The organism is Stenotrophomonas sp. WHRI 8082 (assembly GCF_040223995.2).
Classification (GTDB): Bacteria; Pseudomonadota; Gammaproteobacteria; order Xanthomonadales; family Xanthomonadaceae; genus Stenotrophomonas.
This window is the reverse complement of sequence record NZ_CP167826.1, coordinates 2,666,177-2,687,014: the sequence shown is the minus strand read 5'-3', so window position 1 is coordinate 2,687,014 and position 20,838 is coordinate 2,666,177. Positions and strand designations below refer to the sequence as shown.

Below are 20,838 nucleotides of genomic sequence, written 5' to 3'. Positions count from 1 at the left end.
AGCCGGGTTAAGGGGCAAACGGTTGAAGGGGGCAGCCGACTGAAGTCGGCTCTACCGCCCTGACTCGCGCCAGCCGCCGCCCAGCACCTTGTACAACGTGATCCGGTTTGCCTGCTGTGCCAACGCGGTCTGCAGCTGGCTCTGCTGTGCGCTGTAGGCGGTACGCCGCGCGTCCAGCAGCGTGACGAAGCTGTCCAGCCCGGCGTCGTAGCGCGCCTGCGACAGGCGTTCGGCCTGCGTCGCGGCCTCCACCAGTCCACGCTGTGAATCGGCCTGGGCATCCAGGCTGGTGCTCAGCGCCAAGGCATCGGCGGTTTCGCGGAAGCCGACCTGGATCGCCTTCTCATACTCGGCCAAGGCGATGTCACGGTCCGCTTCGGCCACGGCCAACCCGGCACGCAACCGGCCGCCCTGGAAGATCGGCAGGCTGATCGTCGGCAGGAAGCTCCACATCCGCGTGCCGCTGTCGAACAACCCCGACAGTTCGTCGGACCGGCTCCCCAGCGTGCCGGTCAGGCGGATGCTGGGAAAGAACGCCGCACGTGCCGCACCGATGTTGGCGTTACCCGCCAGCAAGATGTGCTCGGCCGCCATGATGTCCGGGCGGCGCAGCAGCACATCACTGGGCAGGTCCGCCGGCGGCGGCGCCAGGGCCAGCAGTTGCAGTTCGTTGTTGCCGGACGGCAGCAACGCGGCGTCCACCGGCCCGCCGATCAGCAGTGACAAGGCATTGCGGTCCTGCTCGACCTGACCGCGCAGGCGCGCGGCATCGGTGCGGGCGGTTTCCACCAGCGTACGGGTCTGGGCCAGCTCCAGCGCCGAGCTGCCGCCGCGCTCGAAACGCGCCTGCGCCAGCCGCAGCGAATCTTCGTGGCTGGCCAGCGTGGCTTCGGAGATGCGCAGCTGTTCGCTGTCGGCACCGAAGGTCAGCCAGGCCGTGGCGGTTTCCGCGACCAGGGTCAACTGCGCATTGCGCCGGTTGGCGGCCACCGCGAAGTACTGCTGCAGTGCCGCCTCGCTGAGGTTGCGCACACGTCCGAACAGATCGAGCTCGAACTCGGTGATGCCCAGCCCGGCCGTGAACTGCTCACTGACCGGCATGTCACCGCCGATGCGCTCCATCTGCCCCTGCACAGCGAGCCCGGGGACGCGGTCGGCGCGCTGGATACGGTATTGGCCGCGGGCACGTTCGACATTCAGCACGGCCACACGCAGATCGCGGTTGTTGTCCAGCGCCTGGGTGATGACGTCCTGCAGACGCGCATCGGTAAAGAAGTCACGCCAGCCCAGCGCGGCGACGTCGGTGGCCCGTCCCTGGCCCGCCTCAATCGGCCACTGCGCGGGTATGGCCGGCGCCACGTCGGTGCGCTCAGGCACCAACGTGGCGCAGCTGGTCAGGCCGAGGCTGGCCACCAGGGCCAGCAGCAAGGGGATCTGCTTCATGGGGTCTCACTCGATTGCGGCGCGGTGCGCAGCTTGCGGTTGAACACGCGCTGCACGACGACGAAGAACAGCGGGATGAAGAACACGCCCAGCAAGGTGCCGGCGAGCATGCCGCCCAGCACACCGGTGCCGATCGCGCGCTGCGCACCCGAGCCGGCGCCGGAGGCGATGGCCAGCGGCAGCACGCCCAGGCCGAATGCCAGCGAGGTCATGATGATCGGGCGCAAGCGATCGCGCACGGCGTGCATGGTGGCCTCGATCAGTCCGGCGCCCTTCTCCAGGTTGTCCTTGGCGAACTCCACGATCAGGATGGCGTTCTTCGATGTCAGGCCCACCGTGGTCAGCATCGCCACCTGGAAGTAGATGTCACGCTCCAGCCCGAGCAGCGTGTTGGCCAGCACAGCACCGAGGATGCCCAGCGGCGCGACCATCAGCACCGAGGTCGGCACGCTCCAGCTTTCGTACAACGCAGCGAGGCACAGGAACACGATCAGCAGCGACAGCGAGTACAGCAGCGGGGTCTGCGAGCCGGCCTGACGCTCCTGATAGGACAGCGCGGTCCACTCGATCTCGTAACCCGGCGGCAGATCCTTGGCGATGCGCTCGATCTCGTTCATGGCATCGCCCGATGCCACGCCCGTGGCCGGTTCACCCTGGATTTCCATGGCCGACACGCCGTTGTAGCGCTCCAGACGCGGCGAACCGAAGTCCCAGCGCTTGGAGGCGAAGGCACTGAACGGCACCATCTCGCCGGCCGCATTCTTCACCGACCACACGTTGAAGTCGTCCGGATTCATGCGGAAGTCTGCATCGGACTGCACGTACACGCGCTTGACCCGGCCACGATCGATGAAGTCATCGATGTAGCTGCTGCCCCACGCGGTGGCCAACGTGTTGTTGATGGACGTCATGTTCAGGCCCAGCGCATTGGCCTTTTCCACGTCCACGTCGATGCGCAGCTGCGGGGTATCTTCCTGGCCGTTCGGTCGCACGTTGGCCAACAGCTTGCTCTGCCCGGCGGCACCCAGCAGTTGGTTGCGCGCGTTGAGCAGGGCCTCATGCCCCTGGCCACTGTTGTCCTTCAGGAAGAAGGTGTAACCCGAGCCGATACCCAGTTCCGGCATGGCCGGCGGCGGGAAGGCGAAGATGAAAGCGTCCTTGATACCGCTCAGTGCGCCCATCGCGCGGCCGGTTACGGCTTCCACGCTCTGCTCCGAATCGCGATCCTTCCAGTCCTTCAGCTTGACGAAGGCCATGCCCGCGTTCTGGCCCATGCCGGCGAAGCTGAAGCCTTGGATGGCGAAGATCGACTCGATCGCTTCGCCTTCGTTCTCCAGGAAGTGGTTTTCCAGCTTGGCCATCGCCTCCAGCGTGCGCTCCTGGGTGGAACCCACCGGTGTCTGCACCAGCGCCATCATGATGCCCTGGTCTTCGTTGGGCAGGAACGAGCTGGGCAGGCGCATGAACAACAGCACCATCACCAGCGACAGCGCCGCGAATACGCCCATGAAACGCCACGGGCGGGAAATGATGCCCTTGACGCCACGCTGGTACTTTTCGCTGGACTTGTCGAAACCGCGGTTGAAGCCACCGAAGAAGCGACCCGACCAGCCCTTGTGGGCGACGTGATGCTCGCCCTTTTTCAGCGGCTTGAGCATGGTGGCGCACAGCGCCGGCGTGAGCACGATCGCGACCAGCACCGACAGCGCCATCGCCGAAACAATCGTGGCCGAGAACTGCCGGTAGATCACACCGGTAGCACCGCCCATGAAGGCCATCGGCACGAACACCGCCGACAGCACCAGGCCGATACCCACCAGCGCGCCGGTGATCTGGGTCATTGATTTGCGCGTGGCCTCCAGCGGCGACAGGCCCTCTTCGGCCATGATGCGCTCGACGTTCTCCACCACCACGATGGCATCATCGACCAGCAGGCCGATCGCCAGCACCATCGCGAACATCGTCAGCATGTTGACCGAGAACCCCAACACCGACAGCACGCCGAACGTACCGAGCAGCACCACCGGTACGGCGATGGTCGGGATCAGCGTGGCGCGGAAGTTCTGCAGGAACAGGTACATCACCACGAACACCAGCACGATCGCTTCGATCAGCGTCTTGATCACGCCCTTGATCGACACCTGCACGAACGGGGTGGTGTCATACGGCACCACCGATTCCAGGCCGGCCGGGAAGGTCGCCTTCATGTCCTCCAGTGCCGCGCGCACGCCATTGGCGGTATCCAGCGCGTTGGCGCCGGTGGCCAGGGTGATGGCGATGCCGGTGGACGGCTTGCCGTTGTACCGGGTGACGAAATCGTAGCTTTCCGCGCCCAGTTCCACACGGGCCACGTCGCCCAGGCGCAGCTCGCTACCATCGGTGCCGCCACGCACCAGGATGTTGCGGAACTGCTCCGGCGTCTGCAGGCGATCCTGCGCGTTGATGGTGGCGTTGAGCTGCTGGCCCTTCACCGACGGCGCACCGCCGAGCTGGCCGATCGCCACCTGTGCGTTCTGAGCGGTGATCGCTGCGGTGACTTCATCCACCGACAGCTTGTAGGTGTGCAGCTTGTTGGGATCCAGCCAGATGCGCATGGCGTACTTGCCGCCGAACACCTGGATGTTGCCCACGCCCGGCACGCGGCTGAGCGGGTCGACCACGTTGGAGCCCACGAAATCGGAGATGTCGTTGGCGTCCATGCTGTTGTCATTGGACACAAAGCCCAGCACCTGCAGGAAGCCGCTGCTGGACTTGGCCACGTTGATGCCCTGCCGCTGTACTTCCTGCGGCAACAGCGGCATCGCCAACTGCAGTTTGTTCTGCACCTGCACCTGGGCGATGTCCGGATTGGTCCCGGATTCGAAGGTGAGGGTGATGGTGGCCTGGCCGTTGGCCGAGCTGTTGGACGAGAAATAGATCAGCCCGTCGAGGCCTTTCATGTTCTGCTCGATGATCTGCGTCACCGAGTCTTCCACCACCTTCGCCGACGCACCGGGATACGTGGCGGAGATCTCGACGGCGGGCGGGGCCACTTCCGGATACATGGACACCGGCAAGGTGGTTACCGCCAGCGCACCGGCAAGCATGATGATGATCGCGATCACCCACGCGAAGATGGGTCGATCAATGAAGAAACGTGCCATGGAGTTCTCCGCTTACTGCGCGTCGGTGCCGGCCGGAGCCTGGGCGGGTGCAGCGGCGTCGGGGGACGCGGCGGCCGGATCTGCGGCGGCCGGTGCAGCCGCTGGCTTGCCATCTGCCGGCTTCACCGGCTCGCTGCCCTTTTCGATGGCCTGCACCGGCATGTCCGGGCCGATCTTCTGCAAGCCCTCCACGATGACCTTGTCGCCTGCCTGCAGGCCATCCTCGACCAGCCACTTGTCACCCAGCGCGCGGCTGACCTTCACCGGACGCACTTCCACCTTGTTGTCCTTGTTGACCACCATGGCACTGGTATCGCCCTTGGCGTCGCGGGCGATGCCCTGCATCGGGACCAGCAGTGCGCCATTACGCACGCCGCCGCCGATCACCGCGCGCACGTACATGCCCGGCATCAGTACGCCATCCGGGTTCTCCACCTTCACCCGCAGGCCGTAGCTGCCGGTTGTCGGGTCCACGCTGACTTCGGAAAACTCCAGCGTGCCCTTGTGCTCGAACGGCGTGCCGTCATCGAGCAGGATGCTGACGGGCAGGCTCTGGTTGTCCTGCAGGCGGCCGGCCGCCAGCTCGCGCCGCAACTGCAGCAGCTCGGCGGCAGACTGGGTCAGATCGACATAGATGGGATCCAGCTGCTGCACCGTCGCCAGTGCCTCGGGCTGAGCGGCACTCACCAATGCACCCTGGGTGACACTGGACTTGCCGATGCGGCCGCTGATCGGCGCGGTGATCCGCGCATAGCCCAATGTCACGTTGGCCGCATCCAGCGATGCTTTTGCCGCGCCGACATCGGCCTCGGCCTGCTTCTGCGCGGCGACCGCGTTTTCCAGATCCTGCTTGCTGACCGCATCCACCTTGGCCAGCTCACTGATGCGAGCGGCGCTCAAGCGCGAGGCGTTGGCGGTCGCCTCCGCACGTGCCAGCTGGGCGCGTGCATTGTTGGCCTGCGCGCGGTAGCTGGCATCGTCGATCTGATACAGCGGCTGGCCTTCGGTCACCATGCTGCCTTCGGTGAACAATCGCTTGTCGACCAGGCCATTGACCTGCGGCCGCACTTCAGCAACCAGGAATGCATTGGTGCGCCCCGGCAACTCCCGGGTCAGCGAAACCGATTCGGCTTTCAGGGTGACCACGGTCACTTGGCCGGGTCCTTGCTGCGGCGGTTGGTCATCACCGCCACCGCAGGCGGCAACGGCCGCGGCGATGGCCAGCGAAAGAACGAAAGGACGGGCACGGTTCAAGAACATGGGGGAGGGGTCTCGATGTCATGGGTTCTGTAGCGCCGAGCCACGCTCGGCGGCCGTCCCTCCGGCCCTCTTAAAAAGCGAGCCAAAAGCGACGGCGATCATGGACAGGAAATATACATACATGACTGTTTGTTTGCAAACGGCTACACTTGCTTGACGTTCTGCATCCACTCTGAGCAATGGCCCGAAAGACCAAAGAGGAAACCCAGGCAACCCGCGAAGGCATCCTCGACGCCGCCGAAGCCTGTTTTCATGAGCACGGGGTGGCACGCACCACGCTGGAGATGATCGGCGCCCGCGCCGGCTATACCCGCGGCGCGGTCTACTGGCACTTCAAGAACAAGATCGACGTGCTGGCAGCCGTGATCGAACGGGTCCGCCTGCCCTTCATGCAGGAACTGGATCGTGCCGCCACCGAGTCCCGCGACACGCCCGTTCTGGACCTACGCTCGGTGATATTGGGCTCGTTGAATGACCTTGCCGCTGACCCACGCCTGCGCAATACGATGGAGATCATGCTGCGCAGCGATGCGTCGGCCGACAGCAAGGTGCTGACGGACCTGCAACAGGAAGGCTTCCGCGATGGGCTGGAACGCATGGCGCGCGCGTTGCGGCGTGCCGAACAACTGGGTCAGCTGAAAGTCGGGGCGAACCCCGACGTGGCCGCGCGGATGCTGCACGCCACGGTGTTAGGCGTGCTGCACGGAGCGATGGTGGAGCCGGATCTGATGGACATCCGCCGCGATGGCATGCTGGCGTTGGACATGACGCTGAGTGCGTATGTGAAAGACGGGATCTTCGAGACGGGTAGCCCGCCGACCATCTACTAAGCGGGCCTGAGCAGACCACCCACACCAGTGGATTTGCGAGCCGAGCGACGTCCGCGCATTACTTGAGCAGTACATCTTGTTGAAACAGGTTTCGCAGGGTGCCGGCCGGCCTTCGCACGCATGCTGGCTTTGCAGCTTTCCCATCGCTCAAGCGGCTGGCAGTCGCGCCTCGGTCAGCGCGAAAAATCGCTTCAAAGGCACTACCTGACCCATCCGTTCTCGGCACATCTTCCTGCACTGGCCCAGGCCCCGGCGTCGCCAAATGTCAGCTGCAAAGGGATCCTTCAGCGTGGTCTAAAGCACTTCAAGCGTGCCGGCCAGCGGCCGGCACGACCCGCGGATCTGGTGCAGCTTTGTTCAAAGCTTCCCAAAAGCGGCAGGCTTCAAACTGCGGCTCCATTATCAATAATAGGTGAACCGAAGAGTGGCTACAGCGTTGGCTGTCCCCGGCCTCAGATCGCCAGTACGATAATAGCGCCCGGAGATGGGGACATTGACTGTACTGCTTGCATTGTTTTGAACCGCGCGTGCGGTGTTGCGTACCAGCACGGCTGATCCGTGCATCACCTGCACCCCCAACCCACTTGCGCTTCCCGGCCCGCCCGTAAGCGGGATGACACTGGTCGTGCCTGCGACCGTTGCCGTGGTCAGGGTCATCGAGATGTTAGGCGCGTATGAACAACTAAGGGTGACATTCGATGCCGCACTTTGTGGCGACACTGCGCCTACACTCGGAAAATCACCCGCTCTGAAGTCTCCGAGGCGCACCGATGTCCCTGTCACGCGACAAGTCCGCACTTTCATAGTGAAATTATCAGATCGACCAGACGAAAAAACCCATGCCTCGTTACTACCGCCATTAAAAACAGCGCTCGGCCCCGGCGGATCGGTGCCGGTGCCTGAAATGGCCATAAGTTTGCCTTTATCTCGTAGAAACGGCTGTATGGAAATTACCGTTGTCGGATAAGTCGCATTGCGCGTGTATGTCTGCCTTCTCTCGCCGAGAAATTCCGATCCCCCTACATATATTTTATATCCCACCGCATCCCAGAGCGGGTGCGTCCAAAGGCCAGAAGAATCCCGATACGTTCCGAATCTCGCCTGGATCGCAAGGACGGTCGAGCCGAAGGGTCCGCAATTGGCAAAGTTTCTGCCAGGCACCGTGAAGGTCCGCGCGGGTCCGATGGCTTGTCCATTCAACAAACGCGAGTCGACGTCGTAGTCCTGGCCCCTCCACTCAAGGCGTGCGGGGCCTGAAGTTGCCCTGCAGCTCTGTCCCAGCACCGTGAGGGGCGCCAAAGCCAGCATCAACGTTGCCAGCCAGCACCACATTTTGCGTGAACTACGAGTCATCATCCTATTATTCCATCTCATGAATATTCCTCTGAGCAAGCAGGGGCAGGCGCACGGTCCGGAGTAGTCCGCCGTCGTCCAGATAATTCATTTCCACGTTTCCCTGTATGCCCACATCCGCATCCATCACGCCGTCAACGCCGAATGATAAAACGTGACCGGGACCAATTGCCTCAACGGCGACCAGTCCTCGCCGGCTTGCACCCTGCGTCAGCGTGCCGGAGACAAGGTTGACGAAGTAAGGCGACGGGTTGGTCACAGTCAAGGAGCGACCCGCTTTGTCCAATGAAAACTCGAGACTTGCCACTGCACTCGCTACATTCCCCTTCAGCGTAACCGGGCGATAGATCAGTTTTATTCGCGTCTCGATGGCAAGCTCCATCATGCCAGGGGATGGAATCGACCCCGCAGCTTGCCCAGGTATTGCTAGAACGCTCAACCAGAACAACGATTCCTGCTCACCAGGAAGATCATTGGGAATCTGCAGGATACGCAGCGTCGAACGCTGCCCCTCTTCAATCCTGAAAAGAGGCGGAACAATGACGAAGGGCACCTTGGCATCTGCAGGCGTGGCTTCACTTTCATCCTCGGATATCCACGCCTGAATCAGGAACGGCTTCTTACTTTCGTTTTGCAGTCCAAACGTTACTTCCTTCTGCGCGCTCGGATAGATCAGCCGGGTGCCAGCGAGCACAATGCCATCACTATCTTCCTCACTGGCGTGGACCAACGAAAAAGGCAGCAGCGAGATCACAAGTATCAAGCAGAGATTCACCATGGGCATGTTCGTTTTCCTTGAAATGACCAGAGCATCAATCACGTACCGGGACAACACACTGAGCGGTGAGCAAGCCAGCTGGATCACTGCTTTCCAGTGCATAGTCGATTGCGCATTCCTGGCCCGGCTCGGCACCCCATTTCACCGTCAAACGCCCGGTTTCTTCGATCCCGCGCACCCAAAGCCGGCTGCCCTGTCCAACCACACCGACCACCGCGCCCGCCTGATCGTAGACATCCATTCCGAACGGCAGCGCCTGCCCATCGGCCCTCCGCGCCTCGATCAGCGCACTACGTCCCGTGGTCGTCGGCACGACCAACTTGATTACCGCACCGGCTGTCGGCACGCCAATGGCTGAAGTCGTTTTCAACTCCACATCCATCGGTAGTCCCTTCGGGTCTACATTTACCTGGTTACGCCTGAAAGGCGTCATGTAGGGAACCACGGCATAACCGTTTCGATCCGTCTTGACCCCTACCGAACTGTCCAACAACGCCCCTACCGCGCCGGGCACCTGCACCAGTCCAATGGTATCGCCCAGCCGTTGAGCAAAGGCGACCCCATCGCTGTGGAAAACAATGCCGCCGGTGGCGCCCAGATTCAGCCCGTGGCTGCTCGGTGTGAACGTATAGCCGGCGCTCACAATGGCCGCAGACGCCTGATAGCTGGCGCCAGCATCGTAGCTGGCGCCCTGCCCGCCGTCTTGGCTGACAGCTGCACTGTAGCTGGCCTGCCTGTCCTCGCCAAACGTGCCCGCGATGCCCACGCGCGTGCGGTCACCGCCTTCGCTGCGGCGATCGGCCGAGACCGTTGCCTGCGGCGCATTACTGCGGCTGCCCAACGGCATGGTTAGATTGAAGTAAATGCTGTTGGCCTCACGACCCGCCCCCCCACCCAGCCTACGCTGCACGCTGCGCTGCGCCGTAAGAGAATAGCTTGCCAGCCCCAGCGTGCCCGCAAAGCCGACCGAAAAGTTGGTCTGCCGCTGGCTTTGATTCCAGTAATCTACGCTGTTTGCACTGACAAAGAGTGACCCGGCGCGATCACCCAAGCGCTGGTTCAGTGTCAGATCCAGTCTGCTGCGCTGGCGCCTGTTCAGCAGGCTGCCCTCACCGTTCCCGGCCTGTTCCGAGCGCAATCGCGCCGCGTCCGCCAGCGACAGATATCCATCAGTGGAATAGCGATAAGCTGCCATCGACACGTTCGTGCCATAGTCAGGCAAGTCCTTGCTGAACGTCAGGCGATAGGACTGTCCCTGCATCGTAGTGCCGAATGAAGGCAAAGCAAGGGGCAGTTGCGCTCGAGAGACGGTTATGTCACCTGAAAAGGCGCCCCACTGCGTGTCCAGCGCGCCACCTACCAGTAACGCGCCGTAGCCTGGGCTCGCAGTGATGCCGCCAAAGGCGGTGACACGGTTGCTGAGTCCTCTGCGCAGTGTTGCCTCTATGAAAGAGGGATAATTCCGCAGCCAATTGTCATTCAGCGTACCAACCGTGGCGCTGAAGCGTTGCTGGCCGACGCGAAGCAACTGCGGCACCGAGGCAAAAGGTACCCGGAACCGTTGTACACGGCCGTCGTTTTCAGTTACTTCCACGTCCAGGTCGCCTGCATAGGCGGTCCCATACAGGTCACTGATCTCGAACGGGCCTGCAGCGACGTTGGTCTGGTACAGCACAGTGTCTCGCTGGCGGATGACCACCCGCGCGCTGCTCTGCGCGACGCCGCGCACGACCGGCGCGTACTCGCGTTGCGAGTCGGGCAGCATCCGTGGATCAGTGCTGAGGCTGATGCCGCGGAAGCCCACACCATCGAACAGGTCACCACGCGTGCTGGCCTCGCCTGCAGTCAGCTCCATGCCCCACGAAGCAATTGAACGTTGCGCGAAGCTACGTCCTGCACGGTAGCCGCCGCCATGTCCGCCGCCCACCGACAGGTAACCATCATGTCGCAGACGCCATGCGCCCAGGTTCACGCCAGTGTTGAGCATCACATTGGTGGTTTGCTGGGAATATCCCGAGCTCTGAATCTGTTGGTGGCTGATGCTATAACCCAGCAACCCAACGTTTATGCCGTCATCCCACAGTTCCGGGCTGACCCAGCCGCGCGGATCCCGAGAAAGATAAGCCTGCGGAATGGTGATCTGCAACGCCTGCTCACCAGCGTCAAAGTGAGCGGTGCCCTGCGGGACAAACGTCGACAGGGGTTCGCAGGTAACAGAGTCCGGCAGCGGCCTGACTTCCACTGGTTGGCCGTCGGCATCAACACCATCCCCCGCTCGTGGCAAACGAGCCGGGTCTATGCCCAGCACTGTAAACAGATCAGGTGACAGACACAGCACGGTCGTGCCGTTCGCTGATGCACGCACTTCCACGTCACGGCGAGCAACTAATACGTCGTTGACCTTCACGTCTGCGCTATAGATGCCAGGAAGGTCGTCGCCGCTCGAGAAGCGTTCCAGATCCAACTGGCCTGTCAGGTTTCCCTGCAGGAATTGTGGATTGAACTCCACGTTGGGTGCGGCGTGACTCATCGCAGACAGCAGCACGCCTGTCACAGCAACCGCAAGGCGGCTTGGCAGTGGCACTGACGATGTAGCTCGACGCACTGACATTGAACAATCTCCGCAAAGCAAGCAGCAGCCATGCCTCCCGGATGGGCAGGTCAGGTGCACTGGATAATGGTTGGCGCTACGTAGCAGCAGCCACGATGTCGACGGCTCAGGAGACCGACAAGGGAACAGATTGCGCTGCAGTACCGCCCTGGTCATTGATATACTGGAACTGCACGTTCCCGCCCTTCGGGCTCGAACGAAGATCCTGCAACGGATAGCGCTGTGTGGACATCGGCGCAATCATCGGTGCGTCTGGACTAAGATGAGTCACACCGCCCACTCGCAACCCTAATGTGCCGAAATGTACGTAGTACGGCGTGGGATTGGTTGCCTGCAGCGCCCAGCGCTTGCCATCTTCCACCAGCTGCCACTGCAATTTCTGCGGGGCCCTGGCCACGTCATTCAGCCCCTTGGGGCGATAAATCAACTTGATGCGGGTGCGCAGGCTGAACTGGAGGTAGTTACCGGTTGATATCTCGCCGTCCTGTGGTGTCGGGGGAATGTCGAGAACGTTGAGGTAATAAATGCTCTCTTGGTCCTGCGGCAGGGCGGTGTCGGCTAACAGTATCCGAAGATTTTGGGATTTCTTGCCATCAAGTCTGAACACCGGTGGGCGCAGAATGAAGGGAGTGACGATGTCCTCTGGCTTCGCCGACTTGTCACCGGCGTCAGTCCACGCCTGCACCAGCGATGCATTGGATCCCACATTTTCCACACGCACCGTGATCTCACGCTGTTCCCCCGGGAATATCTGCCGGGTGCCGTGCACGATGACAGCGGCTTCCGCAGGGATACCCGCAAACATTGAACACGCTGCTGCAATGCAGATGCTTCCGATGCGTAACAGCCTCATGTCACTTCACTCCAGAAAACGGGGTCGCGTAAAGTGGCCGGGACCAAATGTCCCGACCGCTCAGTACGTCAAAATCCCATTGATTACTTGTAGTCGACGGTATAGTTCACAGCAGAGGTGACCTTACCGGCGCCGGCGCCGGTAGCTGCGCTTGCGCGGTACTCGGCAGCAAAGTCGATCTGCTGGGTGGTGGACAGATCGATTTCAGCCGAACGCCACGGCTTGCGGATGTCGATAGCGGCATCGGAATCATCACGCAGGGCGATCTGCACACCGGGGGCCGCGTCGACCGTTGCCGTATTATCCAAGAAGCCGTTCGTCTCCTTGGCATCGCGGTTCGGGTTCAATTCCAGCGCTGCAGTGCCGGTGGTGCAGGTGCCGGTGCCCGTACCGATCACCAGTGATACCGCCTGCTTGCCTGCGGTAGCACCCGCAGCCGCCAGCGAGGTGGTAGGCACAGTCGGCAGAGTGACGATCGGATCCTGAGCCGTACCACCGGCGCCTGGCCATGTAATCGCACAGGTGGTCGAAGTGACTTCACCATTGAAGGTGATCTCACCACTCTGCGCGGACGCCGACGCGGACGCGCCCAGAGCCAGTGCGGCAGACAGGGCGATAAAGAGCTTGTTCATTTGATTCCCTTGTTGAACTTATTATTTCGGGCCCAGATTGGGCGGGTGTTGGGATGGTTTTGAACCGACGACGTCAAGAGGGCAAGCACAACCCTCACTAGAAATCCTATTAAGGAAAGTGAATCCATGAAATAGGACGAGGCGCAAATCAAATAGGACGTGTCGTAAATAGGCAGCTGATCTTCAATCGACTTTTGCCTACTGATTCGTTGCTGTGAGGCAAGTGCTCAGCGATAAGTCAATGTGTATCCCAAGGGCGCCCGAAATATGCCGGGCATTCCGTCATTGACATCGGCGTAGTACTCGGAAGAGAAGTGGATATCGACGCCGCCTCCGACCGCCGGCGTCCCCGTCAATATCACACCCCCGGTCAGGTCTATCGGCTGATCCTGCCGATCGCGCAACGCCACCGCTACGTTCGTTCCGCCACCGATGCCGGGACCGGTGTTGATCAACCGACCATTACGTAGATTGGCCGCGCGCGTTGCATTCAATACAACAGACACCGTACCGCTGGAACATTGCGGGTCGGCACCATTGACATGCATGACTACTGGTGTCAGCCCGCCGCTTTCGCCCATGCGCAGTGAACTTGCCGCAACAGTAGGCAGGATTATGGTCGGGTTGTCTCCTACGACACCATTGAACGATACTTCGCACGTGACTGACGTTACTTGGCCATTGAAGGTTATTTCACCACTTTGTGCGTGCGAAGCGCTGGCCAGCGCGATGGCAAACAGGGCGAGAGGAATACGGATTGCAGAGTGCTTCATGAGGATTCTCCTACGTTACAGGCGGTGCATCACGATGCTGCGGCGCATCGGCAGCAGCGGGTCATCCTCTATTCGCCTTCTTGCCGTTCTCATAAGACAAGACTGAACCACCCCGAAGCCCACCAAAAACGTAGACTGCAGCTCATAACGCAAGTGATAGTCCGCACATAAACTAATCAGTGGCGACGACCACGGCCCCGCGATGGCGCCGGCTGCGCCATTCAAAAAATTCACTTCTTGATTGCTTCATCTACATCCATGATGAAAAACGCTCATGGATAGATAATGTCGTATTGGACAGAGGTACTCACGCTGCCAACGCCGGCCTGCCCGGTCGCGTAGTATTCAGCAGCATAGTTGAGAAAAACGTAGCCGTCCGTCGGAACAGTGCGCACCTGAGAATTGGCATTGGTTACCAGGTTGATGTCCCGATCACCATCGTCCCGGTTGGTCAGCACCACATCGACGTTGTTGGCGACCCCGGCATTGTTCAGTCGACCCGCTGGGTTGACGTTGCCGCTGTTGCGAAATCCCACTTGCACTCTTGGCACCAGACAGGGGTTGGATGCGGTGCCCACCTGTAGCTGCCAGAAAGATCGGCCCGCACGCGCACCCACCCTATTCAGCGCTACCGTGCTGACAATGGGCAGCGAAACAGTCGCATCACCCGTACCGCTACTGTTGGCCGAAACCTCACACGTACTCGATAGCAGGTTTCCGGTGAAATTTACCTGGACGTCTTGTGCCTGACCGTCCGCGCATGCCAACGAGGCGACGGCCATGACAAGGCGTCGCAAGATAAGGTATCGGGTGTCCAAGCAACGCTCCATCAAACACAAGGCTTTCTGGCCCGCATCCTAGGCGGCTGATGGCCGCTCGGACATAGGACCTCGCTGAAACCTCTGATGAGCCAAGTCACGGGAGGGGTGAGCAGACGCGAGATACCAACGTGTCGATCTTCACTCACCGCAGGTGGCGGGATCGAGCTGCCTGCCCCACATGTATGTACCGGATGCGCGGCCCTGTGCGCGTGCCTGCGCTCGCGAGGCCGGCATTGGCCGTACCGGCAACACCCTTGGCCCGGCAGGGATAACCAGGGCATGGATCGGTGCGGCGCCCACACATAGGACGCCGCCCAATCACCTTGGTTCACCCCTATGCGGCGTTACAGGATGTAACGGCTCAGGTCTGGATCCTTGACCAGCTCGCCCAGGTACTTGTCCACGTAGGCACTGTTGATTTCAATCGCTTCGCCACCGCGGTCCGGCGCCTCGTAGCTGAGCGTATCCAGCAGCCGCTCCAGCACCGTATGCAGGCGACGCGCACCGATGTTTTCCTGCCGCTCATTGACCTGGAAGGCAATCTCGGCCAAGCGGTCAACGGCATCTTCGGTGAACGTGATGGTCACGCCTTCGGTCAACAGCAGCGCTTCGTACTGCTTGGTCAACGCCGCCTTGGGCTCGGTGAGGATGCGGATGAAATCCTGCTTGCTCAGCGCACTCAGTTCCACGCGGATCGGGAAACGACCCTGCAGCTCGGGGATCAGGTCGCTAGGCTTGGCCAGGTGGAACGCACCGGAGGCGACGAACAGGATGTGGTCGGTCTTCACCGTGCCGTACTTGGTCGACACATTGGAGCCCTCCACCAGCGGCAGCAGATCGCGCTGTACGCCCTCACGCGATACATCGCCACCGGACGAGCCGGCGTCGCCCCGCTTGGCGACCTTGTCGATCTCATCGATGAAGACGATGCCGTTCTGCTCGCAGGCTTCGATGGCAGCGCTGCGGATATCTTCTTCGTTCACCAGCTTGCCGGCTTCCTCTTCCTGCAGCAGCGGGCGCGCCGCCTTGATGGTGACCGTACGCTTGTTCGATTTACTGCCACCCAGGTTGGCGAACATCGACTTCAGCTGCTGGCCCATTTCCTCCATGCCCGGCGGGGTCATGATGTCCATGCTGACGTTGGCGGCGATATCCAGCTCGATCTCGCGATCATCCAGTTCACCGTTGCGCAGCATGCGGCGGAACTTGATGCGGGTTTCATTGTCCTGCGCGGATGGCTCGTTGCGCGCGGCCTCCGGATCAAAGCCGATGCCGCCGCTGCGCTTGGGCAGCAAGGCATCCAGGATGCGGTCTTCGGCACGCTCTTCGGCCTGGTTGCGCACGCGTGCCTTGGCCTGTTCCCGATACAGCTTCACCGCTGTGTCGGCGAGGTCGCGGATGATCTGCTCGACGTCCTTGCCGACGTAGCCGACCTCGGTGAAGCGCGTCGCCTCCACTTTGACGAACGGTGCGTTGGCCAGAGTGGCCAGGCGACGCGCGATCTCGGTCTTGCCCACGCCTGTCGGCCCGATCATCAGGATGTTCTTGGGCATGACTTCGTCGCGCAGCTCCGCCGGCAGCTGCATGCGACGCCAGCGGTTGCGCAGGGCGATAGCCACCGCGCGCTTGGCGTCATGCTGGCCAACGATGTGACGGTCCAGTTCCTGCACGATCTCGCGCGGCGTCATGGTGGCCGAAATGTTCTCGAACTTCTGCGACATGGGAGTGCTCACGAAGGGGGGATCAGTGGCGCCGGATTCGGCCCGGCGGATGGGGAACGCCGTTGACGCCAGGCGTCAGAGCTCTTCCACCACCACGTTGCGGTTGGTGTAGATGCAGATGTCACCGGCGATGCCGATGGATTCGCTGGCGATGGTGCGTGCATCCAGTTCGGTATGCGCCATCAGGGCGCGTGCGGCAGACAAGGCATACGAGCCGCCAGAGCCGATCGCGATGATGCCGTCTTCCGGCTCGATCACATCGCCGGTGCCGCTGATGATCAACGACGTCTCCCGGTCGGCGACGGCAAGCAGCGCTTCGAGCTTGCCCAGGCGCCGTTCGGTCCGCCAATCCTTGGCCAGCTCCACGGCAGCGCGGGTCAGCTGGCCATGCTTTTCCAGCTTGGCCTCGAACAGTTCGAACAAGGTGAAGGCATCGGCGGCGGCACCGGCGAAGCCAGCCAGCACCTGGCCATCACGGCCAAGCCGGCGCACTTTGCGTGCATTGCCCTTCATCACGGTATGGCCGAGGGTGACCTGGCCATCGCCAGCGATGGCCACATGCTCGCCGCGACGGACGCAGACAATGGTAGTGGCGTGGAAAACGGTGGGGTTCTGGCTGGGGTCCATGCGGCCTCCGGAATGCTGTCCGAGCAACATGGGGACAGCGGGGGCCGCCATCAAGCGGCGATAGTGTGTCGCCGTTCATCCCTCAGCCGTTGCCTCACCCCGTCAGGGGTAGGTCAGTGTGTAGCGCACCCGCGCGGTGACACTTCCCGGCTCCGCCCGCGCGGTCGCGTAATAGCTGGCGAACCAGGACATCACGCCGATCCCTTTGTCGTCGATCGGCACCACCTGCGAATTTTCGTTGCTGCCCAGATCGATGTCCTGCGCCTGCGGATTGGTGATGGCGATATCCACATTACGCGCGCTGCCCCGATTGCTCAGCCGTCCCGCTGCGTTGGTATCCCCCGCGTCGCTGAACAGCGCACGCACGCTGGGCTGGTCGCATGGTTGCGCCCCGGAACCAACGATCAGGTGGAATGGAATGGGCGTGCCGCGCTGGCCGGTCGCATCCAGGTGCGTCTGCGCGATGGACGGCAGCGCAACCACCATATCGGCCCCGTCGACCAGCCCGCCACGTGGCTCGACAACACAGGTCACCGCCTCGATCTGGCCCTGGAAGGTCAGCTTGCCGTTCTGGGCGTGCGGCTGCTGGCTGAGCCCGACCAGCAGGATCGGCATGATCGCGATGTACGTTCTGCTCATCTGCGGGCTCTCTTCGTACGGCCGTCCGTGAATGCATATACGTTGACAGCTTCATCGAAAGAAACGCGCGACAGCGGCGCAATTGCAGCGTGCCGCGTCGGCGTGGGTCGGTTCCGGTTCGTTAACGGCGGCGCAGGCCGCTGACGTGGCCTGGCGAGGTATCCGGATACGACGCCGCTCAGGCCTCGGCGGGCGGCTCTTTTTTCTGCCGTTTCGCCCGCGGATGTGCTGCGTCGTACACCTTGGCAAGATGCTGGAAATCGAGGTGCGTATAGATCTGCGTGGTGGCAATGTCAGCGTGGCCGAGCAGTTCCTGCACGCCGCGCAGGTCGCCGGACGATTCCAGGATATGGCTGGCGAAACTGTGGCGCAGCATGTGCGGGTGCACATGCTTGAACAGCCCTTGGCGCTGCGCCAGCTGCTTGATCCGCACCTGCACGGCACGCTGGCTGATCGGCCCGTTGCGTCCGGGAAACACCGGCGCGGCAGGGGCATCGTGCGTTTCCATCCGCCACGCCTGAAGTGCGTCGCGCGCGGGGCGACCAAAGGGCACCCGGCGTTGGCGGTTGCCCTTGCCCAGCACGGTGACCAGGCCACTGGCGAAATCAAGATCGCGCCAGGTGAGTCCGCACAGTTCGCTCAACCGCAACCCGGAGGAATAGAACAGTTCGAGCAGCGCGCGATCACGACGGCCGAGCTCGCCGTCGGTCGGCAGCTCCACCAGTTGCACCGCCTCGTCAGCATCGAGTACCTGCGGCAGGCGGCGCGGCGCGCGCGGTGCTTTCAACCCGGTGGTCGGATCCACTGTCAGGCGGCCATGCTTCATCTGCCACGCATAGTAGCCACGGCAGGCTGACAGACGGCGCTGCAGGCTGGTGGCGGACAATCCACGTCGATGCTCATCGGCGATGAAGCCGCGCATCTGCTCGCCATCCAGTGCATCCACGGACACATCACGTGCGTGCGCCCACTGCTGCAGCGCGGCCAGGTCACGCCGATAGGCGTCCAGCGTGTGGGCCGACATGCGGCGCTCCACCGTCATGTACTGCAGGAACGGCTGGACGGCGTCCATTGCGGCGGTCAGGCCGGTTTGAACCGCTTCAGTGCCACGACCAACGCCTCGCCCATCATGCGCAGGAACAAGGTGCCCATGCCCGGATAGAAGCGATTGCCATCATGGCTGCCCACGGCGATGAGTCCAACGCCCGGCAAGGGCAGCAAGGCGGTGGTCTGTATTTCTTCAGCGCGTGCGCCGTACAGCACCGCGTTCTTTTCCGGCTGCAGGCGCCCACATAGCGGCTCGCCGTCCTTCAGGCAGTCGCGGAACGGGCCGAGCAGCGGACTGTCGGCGGGAATGATCTGCAGCCACGGCGCCTGCTCCAGTCCTGCCACGGGCGTATGCATCACCAGACGCACCAGATCGCCGTCGAAATCCTCTTCCAGCGATGCCGCCATCGCCCGCAGCGTATCGGCCACCGTGGATTGTTTCATCAGCGCGAGCGTCAACTGCTGGGTACGCACGGCAAGCCGTTCGTTGACCTGTGCGGTGTGGCCGAGATCGGCCAGGCGGCGCGACAGTTCGCGGTTCTTGTCGCGCAGCACGTCCAGCTGGTAGCTGGCCAGTGACGCAGTGGGGCCGTCGTCACGCGGCACCACCAGGGTCAGCGCCAGGTCCGGGAACTGCTTGAGGAAACCCGGATGGCGCCGCAGCCAGGAGGCGACCTCATGTGCAGCGATCTTTTCGGTGGTTCCGGTCATGCACGCCACTCCCCTTCGAAAACGAATGCGGCCGGACCGGACATGAAGACCGGCTGGCCCTCTCCGGCCCACTGGATGCGCAGGTCGCCGCCGGGCAGGCTGATGCGGGCACTGGATGTGAGCCGTCCGCGTTGCATCAGTGAAACCGCCGCCGCGCAGGCGCCACTGCCACACGCCAAGGTCTCGCCCACGCCGCGCTCATACACACGCAAGCGCGCGTGGTCCGGCTCAAGCACCTGGGCGAAGCTGACGTTGACCGATTCCGGGAACGACGCATGGTGCTGCAGCGAGTGGCCCAGCCGTTCCACCGGGGCCGCATCGACCAGGCCGACTTCGATGACCGCGTGCGGGTTGCCCATCGACACCGCACCGAAGCGGACGGTCTCTCCCTGCAGGGGCAGCAGGTACTCGCCGCGCGGATGTGCAAAACCGATCAGCGGAATCTGCGCCGGCTCGAACACCGGCACGCCCATCTCCACTGAATAATCGCCATCGGCCAGCCTGCGCACCGGGTGCGTCGCCAGGGGACTGTCGATGGTGAACGCGTCCTCGCCGGTGTCACCGTTGCGGACCAGCCACGCCGCCACGCAGCGTGCGCCGTTGCCACATTGCTGCGAAGTGGATCCATCGGCGTTCCAGATGCGGTACGACGCCACGGAGCCCGCCGCGCGCGGCGCCTCGATCGTGATGATCTGGTCGCAGCCCACGCCGGTGTGCCGGTCAGCCATCTGCGCGGCCAGCTGCGGTGACGGCGGCGACGCGCCATTGCGCAGGTCCAGCATCACGAAGTCGTTGCCTGCGCCGTGCATCTTGCTGAAACGCAGGCGGTTGCCTGCTGCCTCAGTCATTGCTGCCGCCGGTGGTGTCATCGATGGGCGATGCGATCGGGTCGGGCACGGTGCTGGGGTTGCCCGCATCGGTGGGCTGGGTGGCCGGCGGCGTGGCGTCGTCGGTGGCCGGGGCATCGACCGGCTCGACCACTTCTTCCACCGGTACCGGCTTCTGCGGCAGCACCAATGGGCCCTTGTTGCCGCAGGCGCTGAGGAACAGCAGCGCGCACGCTGCCAGCGGAATCACGATGAGGTGTCGGCGGGAATTCTTCATGCGCCGAGTGTAGCGCCGAGCCATGCCCGGCGTCGCCCATCCGGCTCATGCGGCGCGTGGCGGATTCATGGTCCGGCAGGGGGCAGCGGGCGGCTCCACAGCCAGAGGCACACCACGGTCATGCTGCCGATGGAAAACCATTTGACCCAGGCGATCGGCACGCACCACAGCATGATCCCGGCACACACGGCCATGGTGATCGTCGCCATCCATTTGCCGTACCGGCTGACCGCCCCGTGTGCCTGCCAGTTACCGATGGCCGGACCGAAACGGGGGTGCTGCAGCAGCCAGCGGTGCAGCCGCTCCGAACCGCGCGAGGCGGCCCACGCCGAGATCAGGATGAACACGGTGGTCGGCAGGCCCGGCACGAAAATGCCGACAATGCCGGTGCCCAGGCTGGCATAGGCCAGCAGCCACCACGCCCACTTGAAGCGCACCCGGCGTACAGGTACCGGGTCTGCAACGACGGCAGGACGATCAGGCAGGTTCATG

Annotated in this window: 19 protein-coding genes; 1 reads left to right on the top strand and 18 read right to left on the bottom strand. The window is 62.7% G+C overall.

Annotated features, from left to right (window positions below; all coding sequences use genetic code 11):
* Window positions 1-51: 51 nt before the first annotated feature.
* From ABRP17_RS11710 to smeD, 3 genes are read right to left on the bottom strand one after another with little or no spacing between them, the layout of a single operon-like run.
* Complete coding sequence (locus ABRP17_RS11710) at window positions 52-1,443, bottom strand: efflux transporter outer membrane subunit (protein ID WP_349985540.1); 1,392 nt, start codon at window positions 1,441-1,443, stop codon at window positions 52-54.
* On the bottom strand, window positions 1,440-4,586 hold the full coding sequence (smeE, locus tag ABRP17_RS11705) for a multidrug efflux RND transporter permease subunit SmeE (RefSeq protein WP_349985541.1): 3,147 nt from the start codon (window positions 4,584-4,586) through the stop codon (window positions 1,440-1,442). Before smeE ends, ABRP17_RS11710 begins: the two co-directional genes overlap by 4 nt.
* A 12-nt stretch (window positions 4,587-4,598) precedes the next feature.
* The gene (gene smeD, locus ABRP17_RS11700; RefSeq protein ID WP_349985542.1) at window positions 4,599-5,846 is read right to left on the bottom strand and encodes a multidrug efflux RND transporter periplasmic adaptor subunit SmeD; all 1,248 of its coding nucleotides are present in this window, start codon (window positions 5,844-5,846) and stop codon (window positions 4,599-4,601) included.
* A gap of 179 nt (window positions 5,847-6,025) precedes the next feature.
* On the opposite strand from smeD, the gene ABRP17_RS11695 reads away from it, so the two are divergent.
* Window positions 6,026-6,676: a TetR family transcriptional regulator gene (locus tag ABRP17_RS11695; RefSeq protein WP_349985543.1), complete on the top strand. Its 651-nt coding sequence runs from the start codon at window positions 6,026-6,028 to the stop codon at window positions 6,674-6,676.
* 402 nt (window positions 6,677-7,078) lie between these two features.
* On the opposite strand, the gene ABRP17_RS11690 is transcribed toward ABRP17_RS11695, so the two are convergent.
* The 15 genes from ABRP17_RS11690 to ABRP17_RS11620 form a co-directional block, all read right to left on the bottom strand.
* Window positions 7,079-7,480 carry a fimbrial protein gene (locus tag ABRP17_RS11690; protein WP_372487008.1) on the bottom strand — a complete coding sequence of 134 codons (402 nt, stop codon included), beginning with the start codon at window positions 7,478-7,480 and terminating at the stop codon, window positions 7,079-7,081.
* Between the two features lie 556 nt (window positions 7,481-8,036).
* Window positions 8,037-8,813, bottom strand: a complete 777-nt coding sequence (locus tag ABRP17_RS11685; RefSeq protein ID WP_349985545.1) for a molecular chaperone — start codon at window positions 8,811-8,813, stop codon at window positions 8,037-8,039.
* 28 nt (window positions 8,814-8,841) lie between these two features.
* Window positions 8,842-11,352 (bottom strand): fimbria/pilus outer membrane usher protein, encoded by a 2,511-nt coding sequence (locus ABRP17_RS11680; RefSeq protein WP_372486756.1) that lies wholly within the window; start codon window positions 11,350-11,352, stop codon window positions 8,842-8,844.
* A gap of 172 nt (window positions 11,353-11,524) precedes the next feature.
* Window positions 11,525-12,271, bottom strand: a complete 747-nt coding sequence (locus ABRP17_RS11675; protein WP_349985547.1) for a fimbria/pilus periplasmic chaperone — start codon at window positions 12,269-12,271, stop codon at window positions 11,525-11,527.
* Between the two features lie 83 nt (window positions 12,272-12,354).
* Entirely contained in the window at window positions 12,355-12,903 is a 549-nt protein-coding gene (locus ABRP17_RS11670) for a fimbrial protein (RefSeq protein WP_349985548.1), read from the bottom strand.
* Window positions 12,904-13,130: 227 nt separating this feature from the next.
* The gene (locus ABRP17_RS11665; RefSeq protein ID WP_349985549.1) at window positions 13,131-13,676 is read right to left on the bottom strand and encodes a fimbrial protein; all 546 of its coding nucleotides are present in this window, start codon (window positions 13,674-13,676) and stop codon (window positions 13,131-13,133) included.
* A gap of 272 nt (window positions 13,677-13,948) precedes the next feature.
* Window positions 13,949-14,494 (bottom strand): fimbrial protein, encoded by a 546-nt coding sequence (locus tag ABRP17_RS11660; protein ID WP_349985550.1) that lies wholly within the window; start codon window positions 14,492-14,494, stop codon window positions 13,949-13,951.
* Between the two features lie 347 nt (window positions 14,495-14,841).
* Window positions 14,842-16,218: an ATP-dependent protease ATPase subunit HslU gene (gene hslU / locus ABRP17_RS11655; protein ID WP_372486755.1), complete on the bottom strand. Its 1,377-nt coding sequence runs from the start codon at window positions 16,216-16,218 to the stop codon at window positions 14,842-14,844.
* 75 nt (window positions 16,219-16,293) lie between these two features.
* Window positions 16,294-16,845 carry an ATP-dependent protease subunit HslV gene (gene hslV, locus ABRP17_RS11650; protein WP_188326125.1) on the bottom strand — a complete coding sequence of 184 codons (552 nt, stop codon included), beginning with the start codon at window positions 16,843-16,845 and terminating at the stop codon, window positions 16,294-16,296.
* Between the two features lie 102 nt (window positions 16,846-16,947).
* A complete protein-coding gene (locus ABRP17_RS11645; protein WP_349985551.1) occupies window positions 16,948-17,484 on the bottom strand; it encodes a fimbrial protein in 537 nt (178 codons plus the stop codon).
* 178 nt (window positions 17,485-17,662) lie between these two features.
* Window positions 17,663-18,556, bottom strand: a complete 894-nt coding sequence (gene xerC, locus ABRP17_RS11640; protein ID WP_349985552.1) for a tyrosine recombinase XerC — start codon at window positions 18,554-18,556, stop codon at window positions 17,663-17,665.
* 8 nt (window positions 18,557-18,564) lie between these two features.
* Complete coding sequence (locus ABRP17_RS11635) at window positions 18,565-19,242, bottom strand: DUF484 family protein (protein ID WP_349985553.1); 678 nt, start codon at window positions 19,240-19,242, stop codon at window positions 18,565-18,567.
* The gene (gene dapF, locus ABRP17_RS11630) at window positions 19,239-20,090 is read right to left on the bottom strand and encodes a diaminopimelate epimerase (RefSeq protein ID WP_188326121.1); all 852 of its coding nucleotides are present in this window, start codon (window positions 20,088-20,090) and stop codon (window positions 19,239-19,241) included. The genes ABRP17_RS11635 and dapF overlap by 4 nt, the downstream gene beginning before the upstream one ends.
* Entirely contained in the window at window positions 20,083-20,346 is a 264-nt protein-coding gene (locus ABRP17_RS11625; protein WP_188326120.1) for a lipoprotein, read from the bottom strand. Before ABRP17_RS11625 ends, dapF begins: the two co-directional genes overlap by 8 nt.
* A 65-nt stretch (window positions 20,347-20,411) precedes the next feature.
* Window positions 20,412-20,837: a YbaN family protein gene (locus ABRP17_RS11620; RefSeq protein ID WP_349985554.1), complete on the bottom strand. Its 426-nt coding sequence runs from the start codon at window positions 20,835-20,837 to the stop codon at window positions 20,412-20,414.
* Window position 20,838: the final 1 nt, after the last annotated feature.